The organism is Ahrensia sp. 13_GOM-1096m (assembly GCF_000620605.1).
Classification (GTDB): Bacteria; Pseudomonadota; Alphaproteobacteria; order Rhizobiales; family Rhizobiaceae; genus Ahrensia; species Ahrensia kielensis.
On record NZ_JIAX01000006.1, the window covers coordinates 1 to 20,468 of the forward strand.

General features: G+C 48.6%; 22 protein-coding genes and 2 pseudogenes. 8 read left to right on the forward strand and 16 right to left on the reverse strand.

Annotated features, from left to right (window positions below):
* On the forward strand, positions 1-303 hold a 303-nt coding region (locus N530_RS0100330), incomplete at its 5' end, for an ATP-binding protein (RefSeq protein WP_026479054.1).
* A 258-nt stretch (positions 304-561) separates the two neighbouring features.
* Here the strand turns inward: N530_RS0100330 and N530_RS0100335 are convergent.
* From N530_RS0100335 to N530_RS0100365, 6 genes are all read right to left on the reverse strand, one after another.
* On the reverse strand, positions 562-1,599 hold the full coding sequence (locus N530_RS0100335) for a zinc-binding dehydrogenase (protein ID WP_026479055.1): 1,038 nt from the start codon (positions 1,597-1,599) through the stop codon (positions 562-564).
* Positions 1,596-2,795, reverse strand: a complete 1,200-nt coding sequence (locus N530_RS0100340; protein ID WP_026479056.1) for an NAD(P)/FAD-dependent oxidoreductase — start codon at positions 2,793-2,795, stop codon at positions 1,596-1,598. The genes N530_RS0100335 and N530_RS0100340 overlap by 4 nt, the downstream gene beginning before the upstream one ends.
* Positions 2,796-2,806: 11 nt before the next feature.
* Positions 2,807-3,766 carry an alpha/beta fold hydrolase gene (locus tag N530_RS0100345; protein ID WP_026479057.1) on the reverse strand — a complete coding sequence of 320 codons (960 nt, stop codon included), beginning with the start codon at positions 3,764-3,766 and terminating at the stop codon, positions 2,807-2,809.
* The gene (locus N530_RS17145) at positions 3,759-4,610 is read right to left on the reverse strand and encodes an alpha/beta fold hydrolase (RefSeq protein ID WP_051540672.1); all 852 of its coding nucleotides are present in this window, start codon (positions 4,608-4,610) and stop codon (positions 3,759-3,761) included. The genes N530_RS0100345 and N530_RS17145 overlap by 8 nt, the downstream gene beginning before the upstream one ends.
* Positions 4,611-4,776: 166 nt before the next feature.
* Positions 4,777-5,316, reverse strand: a complete 540-nt coding sequence (locus tag N530_RS0100355) for a Crp/Fnr family transcriptional regulator (protein WP_026479058.1) — start codon at positions 5,314-5,316, stop codon at positions 4,777-4,779.
* A gap of 557 nt (positions 5,317-5,873) precedes the next feature.
* Complete coding sequence (locus N530_RS0100365; RefSeq protein ID WP_026479059.1) at positions 5,874-6,866, reverse strand: AraC family transcriptional regulator; 993 nt, start codon at positions 6,864-6,866, stop codon at positions 5,874-5,876.
* A gap of 155 nt (positions 6,867-7,021) precedes the next feature.
* On the opposite strand from N530_RS0100365, the gene N530_RS0100370 reads away from it, so the two are divergent.
* From N530_RS0100370 to N530_RS19435, 4 genes are all read left to right on the forward strand, one after another.
* Positions 7,022-7,462: a cupin domain-containing protein gene (locus tag N530_RS0100370; protein WP_026479060.1), complete on the forward strand. Its 441-nt coding sequence runs from the start codon at positions 7,022-7,024 to the stop codon at positions 7,460-7,462.
* 14 nt (positions 7,463-7,476) lie between these two features.
* Complete coding sequence (locus tag N530_RS0100375) at positions 7,477-8,964, forward strand: NAD(P)/FAD-dependent oxidoreductase (protein ID WP_026479061.1); 1,488 nt, start codon at positions 7,477-7,479, stop codon at positions 8,962-8,964.
* Between the two features lie 48 nt (positions 8,965-9,012).
* Positions 9,013-9,786 (forward strand): alpha/beta hydrolase, encoded by a 774-nt coding sequence (locus tag N530_RS0100380; RefSeq protein WP_247869148.1) that lies wholly within the window; start codon positions 9,013-9,015, stop codon positions 9,784-9,786.
* A 186-nt stretch (positions 9,787-9,972) separates the two neighbouring features.
* Complete coding sequence (locus N530_RS19435; RefSeq protein ID WP_162150921.1) at positions 9,973-10,209, forward strand: XdhC family protein; 237 nt, start codon at positions 9,973-9,975, stop codon at positions 10,207-10,209.
* Between the two features lie 214 nt (positions 10,210-10,423).
* On the opposite strand, the gene N530_RS0100385 is transcribed toward N530_RS19435, so the two are convergent.
* Together N530_RS0100385 and N530_RS0100390 are read right to left on the reverse strand one after the other, a co-directional pair.
* Positions 10,424-11,062 carry a hypothetical protein gene (locus N530_RS0100385; RefSeq protein ID WP_026479063.1) on the reverse strand — a complete coding sequence of 213 codons (639 nt, stop codon included), beginning with the start codon at positions 11,060-11,062 and terminating at the stop codon, positions 10,424-10,426.
* Between the two features lie 146 nt (positions 11,063-11,208).
* Complete coding sequence (locus N530_RS0100390; RefSeq protein WP_026479064.1) at positions 11,209-12,129, reverse strand: hypothetical protein; 921 nt, start codon at positions 12,127-12,129, stop codon at positions 11,209-11,211.
* Positions 12,130-12,781: 652 nt separating this feature from the next.
* Between N530_RS0100390 and N530_RS18965 the strand changes: the two are divergent.
* Positions 12,782-13,327 (forward strand): annotated as a pseudogene (locus N530_RS18965) (transposase).
* 120 nt (positions 13,328-13,447) lie between these two features.
* Here the strand turns inward: N530_RS18965 and N530_RS17160 are convergent.
* Positions 13,448-14,391: pseudogene (locus tag N530_RS17160) on the reverse strand (quinone oxidoreductase).
* A gap of 97 nt (positions 14,392-14,488) precedes the next feature.
* Entirely contained in the window at positions 14,489-15,502 is a 1,014-nt protein-coding gene (locus N530_RS0100410) for an aldo/keto reductase (protein ID WP_026479065.1), read from the reverse strand.
* 26 nt (positions 15,503-15,528) lie between these two features.
* Here N530_RS0100410 and N530_RS0100415 point away from each other — a divergent pair, with 26 nt between their 5' ends.
* Positions 15,529-16,488, forward strand: a complete 960-nt coding sequence (locus tag N530_RS0100415) for a LysR family transcriptional regulator (RefSeq protein ID WP_247869149.1) — start codon at positions 15,529-15,531, stop codon at positions 16,486-16,488.
* Between the two features lie 38 nt (positions 16,489-16,526).
* Here N530_RS0100415 and N530_RS0100420 read toward each other — a convergent pair whose 3' ends face one another.
* From N530_RS0100420 to N530_RS0100445, 6 genes are all read right to left on the reverse strand, one after another.
* The gene (locus N530_RS0100420) at positions 16,527-16,916 is read right to left on the reverse strand and encodes a VOC family protein (protein WP_026479067.1); all 390 of its coding nucleotides are present in this window, start codon (positions 16,914-16,916) and stop codon (positions 16,527-16,529) included.
* Positions 16,917-16,938: 22 nt separating this feature from the next.
* Entirely contained in the window at positions 16,939-17,673 is a 735-nt protein-coding gene (locus N530_RS0100425; RefSeq protein ID WP_026479068.1) for an amino acid ABC transporter ATP-binding protein, read from the reverse strand.
* Positions 17,670-18,344, reverse strand: coding sequence for an amino acid ABC transporter permease (locus tag N530_RS0100430; RefSeq protein ID WP_018689049.1), 675 nt, complete (start codon positions 18,342-18,344; stop codon positions 17,670-17,672). The genes N530_RS0100425 and N530_RS0100430 overlap by 4 nt, the downstream gene beginning before the upstream one ends.
* Positions 18,345-18,351: 7 nt before the next feature.
* Positions 18,352-19,113, reverse strand: coding sequence for an amino acid ABC transporter substrate-binding protein (locus N530_RS0100435; protein WP_026479069.1), 762 nt, complete (start codon positions 19,111-19,113; stop codon positions 18,352-18,354).
* Positions 19,114-19,259: 146 nt separating this feature from the next.
* Positions 19,260-19,709: a group III truncated hemoglobin gene (locus N530_RS0100440; protein ID WP_026479070.1), complete on the reverse strand. Its 450-nt coding sequence runs from the start codon at positions 19,707-19,709 to the stop codon at positions 19,260-19,262.
* Positions 19,709-20,152: an Rrf2 family transcriptional regulator gene (locus N530_RS0100445; RefSeq protein ID WP_026479071.1), complete on the reverse strand. Its 444-nt coding sequence runs from the start codon at positions 20,150-20,152 to the stop codon at positions 19,709-19,711. The genes N530_RS0100440 and N530_RS0100445 overlap by 1 nt, the downstream gene beginning before the upstream one ends.
* A 107-nt stretch (positions 20,153-20,259) precedes the next feature.
* Between N530_RS0100445 and N530_RS19155 the strand changes: the two genes are divergently transcribed.
* The gene (locus tag N530_RS19155) at positions 20,260-20,430 is read left to right on the forward strand and encodes a hypothetical protein (RefSeq protein WP_202898993.1); all 171 of its coding nucleotides are present in this window, start codon (positions 20,260-20,262) and stop codon (positions 20,428-20,430) included.
* The last annotated feature ends 38 nt before the right edge of the window (positions 20,431-20,468 follow it).

Consider the following 20,468-nt stretch of genomic DNA (forward strand, 5'->3'; position numbering starts at 1 on the left):
AAGATCGATTTAGTGATACTCGATGAACTGTATTACCTGCCGTTCAGCACATCAGGCGGCGCTCTACTCTTCCACCTTCTCAGCAAACTTTATGAACGAACCAGCGTAATCATCACGACCAATCTTAGCTTTAGTAAATGGGCGACGGTCTTCGGTGACGCCAAGATGACCACTGCCTTGCTCGATCGGCTAACACACAGATGCCACATACTGGAGACTGGCAATGACAGTTACCGCTTCAAAGCCAGCGCTGAAATTGCAAAACAGAAACGAAAGGAAACAACACCATTGACCAAATCATGACGAAGAAAGCATAACGACTTAGCGGGTCAAATCTCGGTGACAATACCAGGTCAGTTCTAAGTGACATTCAACAATTTCGGCAATAAAAGCGGTGACACATATGCCGAATACGGCACCTCAAATCTCCAATGCCCAACGACAGACAACAATTCTGGGATAAGAATTTGTTCAAATCTTCATGTCTGGCTGGGTCCCAGATGGGATGCTTTTGCATCGGGCTGGAGCGCGGTAAGTTGAATTGGGGTGGGGTGATCAACGTCACACGGTATCCCAACGTAGGATGATTTTGCCTTTTGCACGGCCTGTCTCAAGATGTTGATATCCAGCGATGATGTCAGAGATTGGCAATGATTTGTCGATTACAGGTTTGATTTTACCCTGCGCCACTTTGTCCATGACATGTGCGATCCCAACCTCGTTTGGCTGTGCAATGGACCAACCATATTTACGCCCTGCCAATCCGTGCCCGATTTTTTTGCGCATGATCTGGCCAATCACCCGCAATGCACCAAGAATGAGGCCGTGATTGTCTGTGTAGGGCATGAGTTGGTGAACGATGGAAACATAGCCGCCGCCACGTTTGACCAATGCCGCTGTCGCTTTTTCATAGTCACCGCCGAGCGTGTCATACGCAAAATCCACATCGCTGACGATCTTGCGGTAGTCTTCGTCACGGTAGTTCACAACAACATCTGCGCCTAACTCTTTGACCCAATCGATGTTGGAAGGACCGCATGTGGTGGACACTTTCATCCCGAGTGACTTTGCCCACTGAATTGTAAAGCTGCCAACACCGCCAGACCCTGCATGCACAAATAAATGTTTGCCAGCCGCAGCCTCGGGATCAAATTTCAGCTTTCCAACCAAGGCGCTCCACGTTGTCATGGCCACATAAGGGATTGCAGCGACTTCATGTGCGGGAATATTGGTTGGGGCCTTTGTCAGGCCGGTTTCCGTAATTGCAGAATACTGGGCATGGCCCCCAATTTCCTTGATATCATTGATGCCCGCTACGATATCTCCGATCTTGAATTTGGTCGCATTGGGGCCAAGGCCAACAACTTCGCCGACGATATCGCGCCCTGCCACAAATGGGAATTCCTGCTTGGCCACCAGTTTGCGCAGCCGCGATCCATAGCCCTGAACCATGCGAAGATCGATTGGGTTCAGCGATGAGGCGATCATCTTGACCAAGACCTGCTGACCCGTTGGGACCGGTATCGGCAGTTCTTCAAACTTCAGGACATTTTCTGGCGCACCATAAGAACGCGCCACCCATGCATGCATCGTATTCATGACATAAAATCCTTTGAATGAATGGCCATAAGGGCCTTGGTTTTGACGGCATTTGGCACCAGCCCCATGACAAAATCGCGCAGCGCACAAAGCATGGGGTTGCTCAGGCCAAATACTTTGGCACCTTTGTAGGATTCTGCGTGCACGATCTTCAGGCGGGGCAGGCGGCGCGCTTCGAAACGGGCAAAGGCCGCGCTATATGTGGCATCGGTTTTCAAACAATCAGCCAGCACAAGCGCACTTTCTATCGCCATTGCGGCGCCTTGCCCAGTGTACTGAAACGCCGGGTGTGCAGCGTCACCGATTAACACAATGCGCCTTTTGGACCATCCCGTCTGAACGGGGCGGTCTTTGGGGTAATACACCAAAATATCCTTGGCTTTGACCAACTGAGTCAACTGGTCGATGCGTGGGTCAATACCCGCAAATTTCTGTGTGACATATGCCAGCAATGCCTCGGGATCGAGATTGCTTTCGACCTCCGCCTTTTTGACATTGTAGAAAATATTGTAATCTAGATCGCTATTCTGACCAAAACCGATGCTGCCCTTGGGTGTCACCACTTCGGTAAAAACATTATCTGGGGAAAGGTTGCCCACCAGTGCGCTATCACCTGCTGGTATCAGAGCCTGAAGGCTCAATTTGCCGTCGCTGCGGGCCTTTGTTTTACCCATGACCTGATCTCGTTGGGGGGAATAATAGCCATTCGCTCCCACCAGAAAATCTGCCTGCTCTTCACGCCCGTCTGCATAGGTGACAAGCAGATCAGCCTCCCGATCAACCACTGAGGCCACCTCAACCCCGTAGGATAGCCAGTTTGTGGGAACAACAGAGCGCAGCGTGCGCAGCATATGGGTGCGGGTGGTTGTAAGGGGACGATAGCCACTGCGTCTGTTAATCTCGTCCGCGTCGAGATAGGCAAGCTTCTTGCCATTCCGGTTTTGAATTAAGGCAGCTTTCCAAGGCCAGCTATGGCTTTCCAATTGATCTTTTATTCCCAAAAGATCAAAACCGCGCACAGCATTGGCACCCAGATTGATCGGGGCCGCCAGCTCAAGCTCATTCGGAGTGCTGGCCTTGTCCACAACTGTGACATTGGTAAAGCCATTCTTGTGGAGTGCGGCCGCACAGGACAGACCTGCGGCAGCGGCACCCACGATAATGATACGCGATGATGGGTCTATGCGATCAGACATTGAAACTGTTCCTAATGTTTTCTGAGGTGCTCAAGCACAAGCATTTGGGTGGTTTCTGGCGCCTGAAGCAGAGGCATATGGCCAATACTGTCCAGCACCACCAGGTCGGGCGTGCCAGACATCCATTCAATCAGCGTATCTGCGGCACCCACCGGAATAACGCCGTCCTGTGCACCCCAGATCATCTGGATCGGTATTTGGCCTGCATCCAGTTGTTCATATTCAGTCTGCATATTATGGGCGTCAAAATTTCGGATCGTCATGAGTACAGCCCGCCGGTAGCCGCGATATTGCTGAGCACTTTTGAATTGGGCGTTGAGCGAGGCGATTTCCGCGCTGTGTTTTTGCGGTTCGGGAAAGTATTTTCCCAGATTGCCGCTGACAAATCCGTTGCCGATCCACCACCAAGCGTAATCACCAAGCCATGGAATATCGAGAATGGCCGCAAAGGCAGGAAGCTCTGGCACATACCCAGCGCTGGCGTGAATAGAAAGTGAACGAACCGTTTCAGGGTGCGCAACTGCCCACGCCACAGATATTCCACCGCCCAGTGACTGCCCCACAACATGGATAGGTTGATCAATTTCCAGAGCGGCGAGCAGGCCGTCGATCTGGTTCACGAACATCTGACGATCATAAATCGCATCCCACGGACGGGCCGAGCCGCCACGACCGTAGATGTCAAATCGCAGCGTACGATAGCCGGCATTGTTCAGGAACCTTGCCGTCTCGTCAAAAAACTCAAGCGACGTTGTCAGCCCACCAACCAACATAACAATCTCGCCTTGATCGGGACCTTCCAGAACATAACGGATATGTCCGGTTTCAATATCAGCATAAGAGCCGGGAAAGACCGTTGAATCAGGGGCATTCAGAATTTTGGTTTCGGGATCACGTAACCATGGGGCACCAATCAAAAGGATGCCAACGAGGGCCGCGCCGGTGATCCACCTTCTGAAACCTTTAGTCATTCTGACACTCCTGAGATCTGATGAATTCTTTGGCGGCGGCAAGGGTGATCGCGGGGGCCTCAACTGTGGGGATATGGCCCAGACCGTTTAACCTGACCAATTCAACCCGCGGTAAATCCTCGCTAAAGCGTTGAGCACCGCACATATCGCTCCATTGGATTTGTGTCGGTTTGTCGATGTTGGGGATCTGATCCTGCAGAGTTTGATTGTCGGTGCGCAGGAATTTCAGAAATGCCGCACGGTTTCCTACGCGGCACTGACTCACCAGCAGACGTTCCAGAAAGGCATCAGAAATCGGCGCGCCATTCCCCCAAAGTTGTTGAAGGTTCTTGCGCAACATCTTTGTGGAGCCCAGCACCCGTATCAGCCAACCCAACTTCCCGCGGGCAAACTTGAAAATCATTGGCTGCTTTTTTTCAGGATAGCCGGTGGGGTTGATAAGGATGAGGCTTTTGACCAGATCGGGGTGGAGCAACGCCAGTCGCCACGCCAATTGCCCCCCAAGAGAGAGCCCCACCAGATGAACCGGTTTTTTTTGGACAGCGGGAATGAAATCGGCGACGAATGCCGTCAGGTTGGCAATCGCATAATTCCCGTCCTTAGACGGCCCCGTCAGCCCACAGCCGGGAAGATCGGGCACAATGACCGTGTAGGACTTGGAGAGCTCGTCTACCCAACTATCCCATACGCCGCCCCACATGCCAGAATTGTGGAGCAGCACGATCGCAGGACCAGAGCCACTCAAACGGTAATGCACGCGCCCCGAGGGCAGATCAAGCCAACGCGAGTTGATCCCTGCCAGAATGCTCTCGGCGCGTTTCGGCGAAATATCCAGACTTAGCATGGCCGTTCGCCACTATGCCGCTGGATGAATTCGCGCGGCATTTCAACTGCGACGAAAAATGCGTTGTAATATTGGTCTTCCAAAGCGGGTTCCCACATTCTGAAACCCCCACGGGGGCGGTCACATGTGCGATGCCTGATCTAACCAAACTGAGCATTATCGTTTGTTAACACTTTCCAACTTTTTTGCGAATTCGGCTGAGAGAAACAGGCGTAACACCAAGATACGAGGCAATGTAGTGCTGAGGAACAATCTCAAAAAGCTCAGGATCTTGTTCAATCAAATGGCGATACCGATTTTCAGGATTTTCCATTATCCGGTTAAGAAAAAGGTTTTGGTAATCGGCAACGCGTTTGACCATCCCTTTGAACATAAACGACCCAAATTCGGGGGATTGGTCAATTAAGCTATCATATGAGGCCTTATCCATAGCGTTGACGACCGTAAAAGTGACCGCCTCAATACTGAAATTGCTTGGTGTTGCATGAATAAAACTGTCGAGAGATGCAACGATTTCACCAGGCAGAAAAAACTGAACCGTGATGTCGGTGCCATCGTTATTGTGCCAGAGCCTCAGACAACCCTCTTGGACGACATACGCATGTTTGCTGACGTCGCCCTGGTGCAACAGAGTTTCCTTCTTGCGAAACTCAATCCGCTTCAACGACTTTAAAGAGCTAGCTTTCAGACTCTGTAAGAGTTCCATGCCACAACCTTGCTCAGCGACCTATATTGATTGGGTAGCATTAAATCCGATTGTCGAGGGAATTAAATTCGTGGCACTCCCAGCGGGAGCGATCTCTTCCAGATATTGGCCCAGTGCATTGTAAGCGTAACTTCGGGCGCTAAAGTTCGACGGTAGCAGCTGGTCGATGAGCGACGCGAGCATTGCCCAGTTTTGGGCGCCAGCGCCGTGGTCCGCGAAGAGCGCGTCACCCGTTGGGGATTTGCCCCCCGTGCGGGCGTGAGCCAGCCATGTTTTGAAGGCCGCAATCTTGGGTGCAATTTTGGATTGGTGCAGCGCCTGTTGATTTTCAGTAGATTTTGACCCATTTTTTCATTTGAACTTGTCACTCCTAAGCAGGCGCAACTAGTTACGGGTAAAAGGCTTTTCGAATTGAAGGTGGATCATTTCGAAACGACAAAATGGATCAATCTCACGTGACAAGCAACACGCAGACGTCTTCATGGCCGCAAAAACAATCGCTGCAATCGTCATTTGGTGGCTCTAATGAGTCCTGACCCTAGTCTATCCCTAGATACTCAGGATTCTTCTGTACAATCTTCGCTAGGCAAATGGCCAAAACGTTTTTTGTAATCTCGTGAAAATCGTCCGAGATGTGAAAATCCATTAGTATACGCAGCATCAGCAACCGATAATCTGTTACGACGAACTGTCAAAAAATAGCGCGCTGAATCAAGCCGCGCACCTCGCAGTACTTGCATAGGTGTCATTCCAAACGCTCGCTGGAAACCTTTTTGAAGTGTCCGTTCGTTCACCTTTGAATGATGGGCAATATCAATCAATCGTATCGGTTCAGATAGATTGGCATAAATATAGGCTAATGCTCGCTTCGTACCTGATGACATCGCACCATTATCAATCCGAGATAGCATGTGTGAAATGTTACTATTTTGATTGTTCAGTAGGGTCGTAACGAGTTCCGTTTCAACCCAACGATCTTGAGCAGCATTTCCTCCGTTAAACAAGGTGTGGTTTCCAGCCAAACGCGCTGTCTGTACCACCACACCTTTGATAATTTGACCCGCAGCACGGGTCAAATCTACCAACGGATCAAACCGGATCGGCCCAGGGGTCGGAACGCCGATTAGCCCTTCCGCAATTTTTTGCATGAAATCTTTGTTGATTTGAAGCAAGAGTTTACGGCAATCACCTTGCCAATGCATATGCGTTTCACGGTCTGGGTTCAACAAAGTCGCGGTCTTATTACTGGCACAGATATTTGCCTGACGATGCCGAACAAAGGCAGATCCACTCAATGGGATTTGCAGTAGATAAAATTTCTCCAGCATGCCCGGATCAATCTGTACACTCGCTCCATAATGAAGGTAATTTATTGAAACATTAGAACCGGAGACATGATTATGTGTGACCTCTAAATCATCATGCCTTGATGACATTACTAGCTTATGGTCACAAAATTTCTCAGTGACGGTCTGCCGCGCTTCATCGAGGTTACTCGTCCGCAAAAGCGGATAAGCGGATAAAAAATCTGTATACGCCGCAATTACCATTCAAATCCTCCCCATAGAAACTTTGCCCAATTCGCTCTTCAATTCAAGCAATAAGAGGGCACGCTATTGATGCTATAAAAACTTAGTTCGTTTTTTGGATAAAAGCCTAAGCAAGCTTGGCCCTATGTTGATCCATGGAAATGGAGGATTTTCTTATGGACAAAGGCATCATGCCCGCCGCAGGCGGGATTGAGGATATGGCTTGGAACGTGGTCGGACAGACCTATATTCCCAAACTACTAAGCCATAACACTTTTATATGGCACGCAGCGATACCCGCAGAAACTTTTGTGCCACCACACATACATACGACGCAAGATGAGTGGATTTATTTGCTGGAAGGCAATCTCGAAATAGAGTTTCTTGGGGACGTTCACAAAGCAGGCCCAGGTGACACAGTGCGCATGCCAATGGGCGAGGCGCATGGAATATTCAACCGTTCAGGCAAAGATGCAAAGTGCGTTTTTGGCGTTGCTCCTGCTCGCAAATTATTTGATCTGTTTGTTCAATTAGACGGTGTCACAGATCCTGCGGAATTGGTTCGTTTGTCAGCACTGCACGAAGTCGACTTCTTGCCACCACCGGAAGACGCTTAAGCGAGGAGACCAATATGACAAAGCGTAAAAAGGTTGCAGTCATCGGCGGTGGTGTCAGCGGGTTGGCAGCTGCCAAAGCGTTCGATGAAAAAGGCCATAGGGTCTGCGGATTTGAACGTAGTCATGATTTTGGCGGCGTTTGGGAACTATCGCGTTCTTATCCCGGTGTTCAGACACAATCTCCAAAGGATCTCTACTGCTATACCGATCATCCAATGCCGAATGATTACCCTGAGTGGCCAAAGGGGGCACAGGTTCACGCCTATCTTCATTCCTATGCCGAAAAGCATAATTTGGCACGGTTGTTTCAATTAAACACTTCAGTCAAAACAATGAACCGCCGCGCCGATGGTGAAGCCGGTTGGACATTAACATTACAGGCTGGCAGTCACAAATGGACTGAGGATTTCGATTTTGTGTCTGTCTGTACCGGGCAGTTCTCGGAAAAAAATATTATAACTCATCCAGGACAAGACGATTTTATCGCACGTGGTGGCTCAGTTATGCATTCATCCGAATATACAAACCCTGCCATATGTGTAGGCAAAGATGTCGTCATCCTAGGTGGTTCCAAATCGGCAACAGATATCGCAGTAAACGCTGCCCAAAATGGTGCGCGATCAGTGCGCATGGTTTATCTCGAAAATGTATGGCGCGTGCCTTACTTTATTGGAGGTATCAATTTTAAGCGCCTGCTTTACATTCGCGCACAGGAACAACAGTTCAACGGATGGGGTAAGAACGCCATAGTACGCGTGATTACAGCTGCGTTTAAACCATTGGTCTGGGCTAATTTTCGTGGCCTTGAGGCACTGTTAAAGTTCCAATTAAAGCTTAAAAAACATAATATGGTTCCAAAGAAACCGATAGAACAAGAAATATCCTGTTCCGTACCGATTGTAACGCCAAACCTAATCGCCTGTCTTGATAATGGTAGTATCAAACCGGTTTTGGGAACATTTGAGAGCTATACAAACGAAGGTCTAAAACTAAGCAATGGCGAGACTGTACCGTGTGATATTGCAATCCTTGCTGTAGGTTGGAAGCTTGGTGTGCCCTACCTGCCACAAGAATATCAAGAAAAATTGATTGAAGATGACAAGCAATATCGTGTCTACCGGTTGGCTGTTAATCCCGACCTACCGGAAATGGGTTTTGTTGGCTTTAACTCAAGTTTTTGCACGGTTTTATCAGCAGAAATGATCGCAAATTGGCTGGTTCGGTATGCCGATGGTCAACTCAAAAACCAGCCAACAACTGACGATATGAACAAGAACATAGACATGATGTTAAATTGGAAGCGCAACGAGCGGCCTGCGGCCCAAATTTATGGCGGCCTTTGCTCTGCACCATTCCACTTTAGGCATTTTGATGAACTATTAGCGGATATGGGGGCTACAAAAAGCAAGCGTGACAACCCTCTGGCAGAACAGTTTTCCTACCCTAACGCTGCGGCATACGGCACGTATCTTGCCTCAACGCCGCAATACCAAGCGAGCTAAATACTTATGCTAAAACCGAACAGAGACTGGGATGATGAATTCGCCAATATGGCTCATATTGAAGGATCGGAAAAATTGCCCGATCTCTGGGCAGATAACGCAGCTTCCTATCGCGCGAGCAGCGTAAGAATAGATATCGATATTGCATATGGCACCCACCCGCGCGCGAAATTCGACTTGGTCTGGCCTGATGAGACGCCCAAGGGGCTTGCTATTTTCATCCACGGTGGGTTTTGGATGCGTCTTAATAAATCCCATTGGACCCATTATGCTGAAGGCGCACGAGCGAATGGCTGGGCGGTTTGTTTGCCCAGTTATACACTCGCGCCTGAGGCGCGGGTCAACCACATGACTAGGCAAATCGGGGCGGCGATAGAAGCAGCGGCTAGTCGTATCACTGGACCTATTTGCTTGTCAGGACATTCCGCTGGCGGACATCTGGCAACAAGAATGATCTGCGATGATACACCACTGGCTAAGTCAACGTTGGAGCGCGTTGCGAAAACGCTGTCGATAAGCGGGTTACACGATCTGCGGCCTTTACTCCATACGAAGATGAACGATGTATTGCATCTTGATGAGACTGAGGCTTTTCACGAAAGTCCGGCCTTACACAGACCTGCAACTCCTATGCCCCTGACGTGCTGGGTCGGTGGCGGAGAGCGGCCGGAATTTATTCGGCAGTCTGAAATTATAACTCAAATTTGGGGCGGTCTAGGCACTCAAACATCTTGTGTCGTTGATACCCAACACAATCATTTCACTGTAATTGAGGCTTTAAAACAACATGATAGCCCAATAACTGAAACGTTTTTGGTCTAGTGCAAAGACTTTATAAATATGCTCGAAATGTGCATCTCTCTTCATGTCGTGAGCTCACTCACCATTATTTAGAGCATTTGGCGCGTGCAATTCCTGCGAAAGATACGTTGATAGTGATATAAGCCACTGGGTCTAAAAGTAGATCAACGGACGGCGATCGTTCTATTTTTCCACGATCATGATTGGGTGCCGACGATACTCAGCCACGCTCTGTTGTCTAAGGCATTCTACATCACCGCCCAAGGCAGCAAACGTGCTCAAGAAAATTTGATGCACCAGTTGTCATTATTAAAGGTTGCGCCGAAAGATATCTTAAAACTCAAAAGTCCAATAGGCCTTATCCCATCAGCACGAGAAACTCGTATCCTAGTCATTTCAGTACTTGCTGATATTCTAGCTAAATCCAAGAATTTGGTAAGTTAACAACAAGGAGACTGCTATTGGCAGCTGGTAATTCTGAATGTTTCTGACTTGCTCATACACTTATAGGGGGGTAGATTCATAAGTTCAACGGAAATGTCTTGCGAGTAACGAGATAAGTACAGTTTGAATCAGATAGTATTTATCATAGTGGATGTATGAGTGGCGGAATTCCAACATAAGGTTTGTGGCCTAAAAGAGGCTATTCCACCAAGGTTCATGGGCGCTTATTCATAGCGTTGATCATCGATATTCGCTGATCTAGACTTCTTTTGGGGGCGACAGGATATGTCAGAATTAACCGCGTTGACGTTTGGATAGATACCCGCTCCCCAGTTGGAGAAATAAACTCTTGTTTCGTTGTTGTTCGCCAGCGCATTTCGAACATGTCGATCAGCGCTTCGCATGCAAGACAGCCGTTTCCAGCTGCAAGGTATAACTGATTTCGCAATGGCGCGGGGAATGGCTCATATCTGTTTTGTCTTGAGATCATAAAGCTCAGGCCAATTAAGATGCTACTATCCAATGGTGCTAGATTAGGTTGCTGCTGAATTGGTGCAAGCTCATATTTGATTTTATTTAAGCGTCGTGGGTTTTTCCGTGTGGTGTTCCTAGGTTTATAATCGCATGCCTGACCAATTGTCGGTGCGCGCCTTTCTAAGTCATAAGAAATAAAATTATCAGTTGAGTTCAGCAACCTGAAGAGGTTACCAGATAATTCCTGCGGGAGTGCCTCCCCGCCGCGATCAACATATTGCGGAGGCACATCCTTAAAATGCCAGCTAAGGCTGCAAAAATATCGGCCCTTTTGAAAATAAACCTGTTTTTTACGAAATAGTTCGTTTGACATTTTCATGTTTGGCGGGCCGGCCGTGCAAAATAGCTAATTTTTACGTCTCGGCCTCAAGAAGCTGATCAGCTTATTGATTGGGCGCCTAATGCGCCGATAGGCCTTGATGATGTTGGGTGTTTGTCATCAAGGATTTATGGACAGATAGTAGCTTAATTTAAGCGAAGGTTTGGCGCTGATCTCTGTATTTTCTCTGCAAGGTAGGCATTACGTTTATCGGCCATCTCACATTTTCTGACAGCTTGCACTTCGGAATCACGAGCAATCGGAATTGTTAAGGGTTTGACCCTACTAGCGGTGGATCCTCGAACTCCTGCATAATGAATATATGCGGTATTATCTACGGCGTGCCCCATTAAAGCCGCGACTTCGCATGGTGTTAGATAAAGCTTCCAAATAGCTGCTGCGTGATGGCGCGCACTATACAAGCAAATATGCTTTTTTCGGCGCGGCCATATTTGGCGAGAAGCGTTTGCAAGTACTGATTGCACTTTGCCTAAGTAGTTAGAGTAAGCTTCTGGTGATGGAAATTCAATTCGCCGTTTTTTGATCAGAACTAACCATTCGAGAATTGTTGTGATGCTGTCATTCGGAAGATTATTCCAAGCTATATGTCTGAATTCACCATGCTCTCGTAAACTGCTAAATTTAGCATTTTTTACACGAAGTAAAAGACTGTGCTGTTCTCCTCCAAGTTTAGCTCGAATTGAAAATGTTTCAATCGGTCGCGTTCCGACCAACCTGCCTGCTTGCAGGTGAAGGACAACGTCCATTGCATACGGGGACTTAGAATTTGCGAAATGGTCGACCAATTTCACTAGATCGCTATCGCAAAGCCTCTTCATTTTGTGGTGCGATGTACCAGTAGGGCGCGCTGTTCCAGCTTGAGTTTCGTTGCTGAGGCGAACGAAGGCTTGCTCCAATTGTTCAGAATGCATGTCGGGCCAAATGCCGCCAGCGTCTTCCGTTAAGCCGAACAATGTTGCTGACTTATAAAGGTGCCAGGTTTGGGGGCTAATTGTTGGTTTAAGTTTCCAGCAAAGCCATTCCACGAAATGTCCGACGTCCATCATTGAACTGTCGAATAGCTTTTCCACTTTTTGCCATCGTCGGCGCAACCCTAAAGCACGGTTGTGGTATTGTAGTTCAGTTCTAGTTAAGGAGCTGATTTTTTTACTTTTTGTTGCATCTGGGTGCCTCTATTTCCCAGTGCCCAGTTTCATTCGGCGTGGTGCACCAACACACAACCTCGAAAGATACAATTATTGCAGTCGCTTAGTGTCGCTGTTTGTCGCCATGAATGCAATTGTAATTGAAATGTAAGCCTGCTTTTGGGACACGTTCTGCATTACGCGGGGCAACCAAAGTGCCGCTCGAAAAGTTAAAAAAACGAGGAGTACATTTATGTGTTATCCAGCGCAGATGGCCTAACGGCCAGTTTTCAGGTGAAGATACGAAGGTTAGGATTTCCAAAATTCAATAAAAGTTTTCGCGATCTAGAAACTGCAAAAGCAGCCGTGTAACATTCTCCAAGACCACTATCTTGCTAATCGCACAGACTAGGGAATTGCATCAAAGATTACACCACGGGGAATTCTTGAAGCTGCAAAAATGAACCTAGAACTGGGGCGTATTGAGCGCTCAGACCCAAGCTCTGATATTGGACGTCTAAAACGCTTTTTGAATGATGAGGAAATATGCGATTATCAATATAAGCGAAGCAGTGTGGCAGGACTTTATTATAAGCCGTATTTACCACTTTCGCATGGCATTGCCAGAGTTGATGATCGCCGTGTTCTCAGTGGTGTCATCTTTGTCATCTTTTGGAGCCGACTTGGCGTATTCAATAAGATACTAGCCGAGCTTGCCGGCAGGCAAGCAAAGCGCCGCCTCATTCATAAGTCAAGGGGGACGCACGAAAGGCGGCTTGAATTCCATATTGTATGCTGTTTGTGATGGAATGGGGAGGCATTGATGTTGGCCGCCACTCCAGACGCCAAAGCCCTGATTGGGGACAAGGGGTATGATGCAAACTGGCTCCGTCAAGCGCTGCAAGAACTCAGTATAGGACCCTCATTCGCTCTAAGTCCAATCAGAAAACCGAAATTCAATTCGACAAGGTTCTCTATAAAAGTCGCCACAAAATCGAGAATATGTTTGGAAAGCTCAAAGATTGGCGGCGCATCCACACGCGCTATGACCGTTTGCGCGCACGCATTCATGTCAGCTATCGCAATAGCGGCAATTATGATCTTTTGCATCAATCAATGAGTCTTGAGCCTAGGTCGTCGTAACTGTTAATTGAGGGCTTTTCAGAATTACAAAGCGGTCAAGATTGTATTCGGGACTCCTAACCTTATATCAAAGCCATCATCTTTTGTGGCGTTCATATCATGGAAGCAACAGGAGGCTTCCCATGGTTCGGCCGCCATCCAACTCCGCATGCGCTAAGGCGGCCTCCTTTAAGGGATATTAGCCGCCAATTTGTGCTGAGATGCCTACTTTCATGGCGGTAATGACTGCGGCCGCAGCGAATGGGTAGATATTTATGTCCGCTGCATAGGCCATGACGCTGGACCGAGCGCATCCACATCAATGTGCGGGATTGGACCTGCAGTTTGGCCAATACTAGCGACTGTCCCAAATGGGCGAACACAAGCAATCGTTTTCATGAGCATATCGTCGCCAATACCATCAATCGCTAAATCGACACCGACACCACTGGTTAAGGCGGCAACTTCAGAGACGATGTCTGCAGTACGACCGATAATCAGGTGGTCAGCTCCATAGATTTTGGCCTGCGTTGCTTTTTCTGCTGATCCAACCGTGCCGATGACCTTCGCGCCAAGGTGTTTTGCCCACTGCACCAGCAATCCCCCCAATCCTCCTGCGGCTGCATGAATGAGAATAGTATCCTCAGGGCCGACCGCGTAAGTTCGCGTCAGTAACATATGTTCGGTTAGTCCGCGCAACATCGATCCGGCGGCGACTTTGGAAGGTATCTCTGCAGGCAAAAGGATGGCCCTGCTACTGGGCAGCAATCGTGTTGAAGCGTAGGCCCCGACAGGCGCGCCAGCATAAGCGACTCTATCCCCGATTTTTACATTCGTGACGTTACTTCCGGCCGCTTCAACAATTCCTGCGCCTTCAACGCCGAGAACAGCAGGTAAGGCAAGAGGATACAGACCAATACGATGATAGATGTCTACGAAATTGACGCCTATCGCATCGTGACGAATACGAATTTCATTCGAGTTAGGTGTTTGAGGTTCGTGTGGTACGCACTCCAAACCGCCTGTGTCGCCGATGCGAGTAAGCCTGATTACCTGATCCATATATATTTGTCTCAATCTGTGTGTGAAGTGCGCAATGTTACGAATTGCCTGCGATGCAGTTTGATTAGTCCGATAGAATAGGCCGTTCAAAAACAACTTAAACGTTCACCCCTTTCATGCCTTCAGCCGTATAACGTTCGCCATGCGCAGCACCAGACGGCACCAATCTGTCGAGCCGGTCAAGATCGGCAGTGGTTAGCGTGACATCAAGCGCGCGCGCGTTCTCTTCGAGATAGGGAATGCGCTTGGTGCCCGGAATAGGCACGATGTCTTTGCCTTGCGCTAAGACCCAAGCGAGGGCGATCTGTGCAGCCGTGCAATCCTTTTCTTTGGCAAGCTGCTTTACATGGGTAACTATTGCGAGGTTGTTTTGGAAATTCCCTTCCGCGAAGCGTGGATGAGCACGGCGGAAATCGTCATCGTCCAGATCATCCGTAGTCGTCATCTGCCCTGTTAGAAAACCGCGGCCTAAAGGAGAATATGGCACGAAACCTATGCCGAGTTCGCGGCACATCGCCAGCACACCATCCTCGGGATCACGGGTCCATAGGGAATATTCGCTCTGCAATGCAGTGATAGGGTGAACGGCGTGGGCGCGGCGCAGCGTTTCAGTGCCGACTTCGCAGATGCCAATATGCAGTATTTTACCTTCAGCCACGAGCTTCGCTAATTCGCCCATTGGCTCTTCGATCGGGCGATTGGCTGCGACGCGATGAATGTAGAATAGATCGATTCTGTCCGTTCCGAGCCGTTTGAGCGAGGCTTCGCAAGCAGAGCGTACATAGGCGGGATCATTGTTCAGATCACGGGCATATAAACCCTTTTCGCGCTGAATGCCAAACTTGGTCGCAATCGTCATCGCGTCGCGGCCGCGCTCGGTGATTAGGCGGCTAATCAGCTCTTCATTATGTCCAAGGCCGTAAGTGTCAGCTGTGTCCAGAAAACTGATGCCGAGGTCGAGCGCGCGATTAAGTGTCTCCATGGATTGTATGTCATCGCGCGCACCATAGAATTCGCTCATACCCATGCAGCCGAGGCCAAGCGCAGATACCTGCAAACCACCATTAACGGAGCCTAGAGTACGGCTAGGGAAAGATTGGGAAATAGGCATGTTTGGTTCCTCATTATTCATCATGAATGATACTTAGCATTGCGCTGAACGTTGTTGAACGTTCACTGGTGCACTGCTATCCTGCAAATATGCAAAACATGGATTGGAACCTTGTGCGCGATTTTCTTGCTGTTGCGCGAACAGGTAGTTTAAATAGAGCCGCGCAAAAGCTTGGCGTAAACGCGTCAACCGTTGGACGGCGAATTGAGACGCTGGAGGGAACGTTGGGGGTTCATCTTTTCCAGCGCTCGCAGACCGGCTATGTGCTGACAGATGAAGGCGAAGGCCTCATCGCCCGTGCGGAGGCGTTTGAGGAAGCCAGCATAGCGTTTGAACGTCGGGCAGAAGCAAGCGGAAACGTAGAAGGCCGCGTAATATTGGCGACCACTGAAAACCTTGCAAATTTTTTGATCATACCCGCCTTACCTGATTTTCGCGTACAGAACCCTAAACTCAGGCTCGAAATTTTAACCGATATTCGGGCCGTAAACTTGAACCGCCGCGAAGCCGATTTGGCGTTGCGAATGGTTCGGCCAACACAAGGCAACGTATCCATTCGTAGGCTCGGCACGATGCATAATGGCCTCTATGGATCAGTAGATTACGTTGAGCGCAGGCAAGCCGAAAGCAAGGAAAAGGATAAGGGGCGTTTTGATGAAGATGAATTTATCTCATGGCCCGAACATTACGGCGACTTGCCCGCAGCACAGTGGATTAATCGAGTGCTACAAGGGCGAGCGCCTGCACTCGTGACATCAAGTTTGTACGCACAACTTGCTGCCGCACGAGCCGGATTGGGTTTAGCGGTTCTACCGTGTTTTATGGGAGATGCTGAACCTGTTTTGCGCAATGTTCCCAGTGATGCTGATGTAATCGTGCAGGAGTTTTGGCTCGCGATCCACACCGATCTTGTCAATTCAGCGCGCGTGCGCGTTGTCGCAAATTTTCTGACAGAACTTGTCCATCAGAACTCAGCCAGACTTTAAGGATTGCAGGCCCCTAAAGAAACAAATCGTTTGCTTCATTAAGCGACTTCTTCGTCTGTGCGAAAATCAACATGGATGTGATTGCCATCGGGATCATACACATTGATTTGTACAATCTTGAAATCTGGCAACTCGCCACGGCGGTATTCTTCTCCGCGTGACTTGAGCTTTTCTTCAAATGCAGCAAGACCAGTTGCGCTGAGAGCAAAATGTTCGAGCTTAAGCAAGGTTTCCGACCCTGCACCGGCATCATTTTCAACGCCGATCAAATGTACCACAGCGTTTTCGCCTGCGTAAATCCAAGCGCCTGGAAAAGGAAAGTTGGGCCTTGGTCCGCTTTTCATGCCCAAAACATCGCAATACCACTTCACCATTACATCAAGCTGAGTGGTGCGAATATTGACATGATCGAGCTTGGTAATTTGCATTGGTGGTTTCTTTCCGTGAAATCTACTGGTTTATGCGGCGTAGAAAGCGCTGCAAACGCTCATCTTTGGGGTCGCCAAACAATTGTTCAGGCGGCGCAGCTTCAACAATACGCCCTTCATCCATAAAGACCACGCGGTCAGCAATTTCTTTAGCAAATTGCATTTCATGTGTCACGATGAGCATGGTTTGTTTGCGCTCGGCAACACGGCGCATCAAGTCAAGCACTTCGCCAACCCATTCAGGGTCGAGCGCTGATGTTGGTTCATCAAACAACATGAGACTTGATTGCAAAGCCATCGCGCGGCCAATGCCGACACGTTGTTGCTGCCCGCCAGAGAGCGCCGATGGGTAGCTGTCTGCTTTATCTGTAAGCCCTGTTTCGGCAAGCACAGACATTGCGCGTTGTTCAGCCTCCGCTTCGGGCATTTTTTGCACCGTTACGAGTGCTTCCATAATGTTTTCTTTTGCCGTTTTGTTGGCGAAAAGAGCATAGTTTTGAAACACGAAAGCGGTGCTGCGTTGTAAAGCAAGAATATCTGATTTTGTGGCTTTCTTGGCATCGACTTGAAGATTGTCGATTTGAATTTGCCCGCTTTGGGGCCTGTCGAGAAAATTAATGCAGCGCAATAAGGTGGATTTACCCGTACCGGACGGGCCAATAATCACAACGCGTTCGCCATCTGCAATATCCAGATCAATTTCGTTCAGCACAGTTGTTTTATCAAAACGCTTTGTCAGCCCGCGAATGCTAATCATCGTGCATAAGCCTTGTTAAGAGAAATCTCCAACCGCTTTTGTCCTTGGCTTAAAACCTCGACCATAATCCAATAGATAACGGCAACCACGAGGAAGGCTTCGAAATATAAAAAGCTGCTGGCGGCCTCTTTTTGCGCAGCACCCATCATCTCTGTGACGCCCAATGTAAACGCGAGAGATGTGCTCTTAATCATATCAATAAAATAGTTGATCAGTGTCGGTGAGGCGACACGTGCTGCTTGCGGCAGAATAATCCGGCGCATCATCTGGGCTTGAGTCATGCCAACCGAATGAGCAGCTTCCCATTGGCTGCGGTCCACACCGGTAATTGCCGCGCGAATGCTTTCAGCCATATAGGCAGAAAAATGCAGCGTCAGGCCCAAAATTGCGGCTGTAACGCCGTTGATTTGCGTCAAAACTGACAGCACTTGCGGTAAGCCGTAATAGAACAAAAACAATTGTACCAGCAGCGGTGTGCCGCGGAAAAAGCTGATGAAGAAAACGACAAACCAATCAAGAACCGGAACTTTGACCACACGCTCTACCGCCAACAAAATAGCCAAGGCAAGCGCGAGTACCATGCTGGCGGCTGCGATGCCGATAGTGATGGGCACATAGCCCAAAATCACCGGCACCAATTCGAACATGTAGTAAAGATCCAGTCCTTGCATATTTAGTCTACTCTTCTAGGCGGGTAATGTCTGTGCCAAACCATTTCATTGAAATTTCGCTCAACGTACCATTTTCGCTTAAGGTTGTCAGTGCAGCATCGACCTTATCGTGAAGTGCTTTGCCCTGTTCTGTTTTGGCAAAGGGAAGGGCGTTGCGCAATTCAGAAAATGGCTTGCCGGATAGGGCCAAAGGCAAAGGGCTTTCTTTGATAAGCTGTGCGGATGAGACACGGTCCATGACGAAGGCATCAACACGGCCAAGCGCTACGTCTTGAGCAATGTTGGATTCATAGGTGCGAATATTGATTTCGTCTGCATAGGGCAGTTCTTTGAGCAGCTCTTCAAAGTTCGAACCAAGATTTACCGCGACGGATTTACCGCGCAAATCTTCGACACCATTGATCACATCATTGCCGCGCTTGACGACAACTTGTGCGCCATCAATTACATAAGCTTGGCTGAATTCAAACTTGGCTTCGCGCTCTGGCGTAATGGTAATCTGGTTGGCGATTGTATCAATCCGGCCAACATCAAGCGCACCAATAAGACCGGAAAATGACATTGTTTCAAACGCGATTTCTAATCCGGCTTCTTTGCCAACGGCGTTCATCACGTCGACTTCAAAACCTTGAAGCTCACCCTTTTGAACAAAGGTAAAGGGAAAATAGCCGCCGGACATGCCAACGCGTAGTGTTTTAGCGTCATCAGCAAAGGCGGACGTTGCCATTAAAACGGCAATCGCTGCCGCAGCTCCTAATTTCTTCAACATCGAATTATCCTTATGAGTAGAGACCGCCCACAGTAAGGTCTGTTGTGCTGTGAAATGCCAGACTATGCGCAAGCTGTTTGTTTTAGTAGGGTGGCATATAGGTATTCGTTGCGGGCTGTAAAACCAGCATAGAGAAGAAAGTTACATCATGTGTTTCGCGTGGGGATCTCAAGGTGCCCAAACATAGCGAGCTTGAGACTTTCTGCAATGCGTTCTGCACGCTCCATGAAATAGCCGATTGCCTCCTGTGATGGTGCTGTCTCTTCCAAGGTGCTGCGAAAAAGCATGAGCCATCTGTCAAAATGTTCCGGTGATATGCCGCTTAATTTTTGATGCGCCGGAACGGGCCTGCCGGAATAGCTTCCGGAATTTAGTGCAACGGATGACCAGAATTGCTTCATCTTTGTTAGGTGTGGGCCCCAATCACCTGTGATCTCGGCGGCAAATATAGGTCCCAATATTTCGTCTTTGCGAATGCGATTATAAAAGCTCTCCACAAGCAGTGAAATATAATCCTCATCGATGCCCAAAGAGCTAGCGCGGGCCTGAATCTCTGCACGCCGCTCTGCTGCCGTTTTGTGAACATAAGTTTGCATCAGGCAATCTCCTGAAAAAGTAGTTGCTTTAAATCATCATTGCCTTCGACGAGGTCTGCAATGTTGTAGTCATCAAGCACAGCTAGAAAAGCTAGTACCGCATTGTTGAGAACGTTCTTTAATTTGCAGGAGGGCGTAATAACGCATTTGTTGCATTTGCCGCCTTGGTGGCATTCAGCGACGGCGAAATCTGCTTCAATACTGCGCACGACATTACCGATGATAATTTGCTCGGCGGGTAGTTTTAGCTTTAGGCCGCCTGAGCGTCCGCGCACACTATGCACAAAGCCAGCTTTGCCGGTCAGATAGGCAACTTTGATCATGTGATTGTTGGATATTTCAAAATAATCGGCAATCTCGCGGATGGTGCAAAGCCGATCATTATTAACGGCAAGATACATCAGCTGCCGCAAGGCGTAATCGGTTTGAACATTCAGTCGCATAATGACATCCTATAAAGAAGTATATAATATATTGCTTTTAAGCTCGCTGCAAGCTATGACTATGAAAATCTTCATGAAGTTCGTGAAAACCAATAGGTGGAACTGCGATGACACAATTAGGCCAAATGCTACTTAATGCCTTTCTGTACCCAGGCGATCTCGTGCGACGTAAGATTGGTATGACTGTCGAAGAAGACGGCGGTATGTTGAGATCAATTGTTAATATGATCGTGTGGGGCACATTGGTTTTGCTCGTCTGGTTTCAGTTCTTCGCATAATCGCAAACAAAGCGACATCTGCTTAAAAATCACTTGTC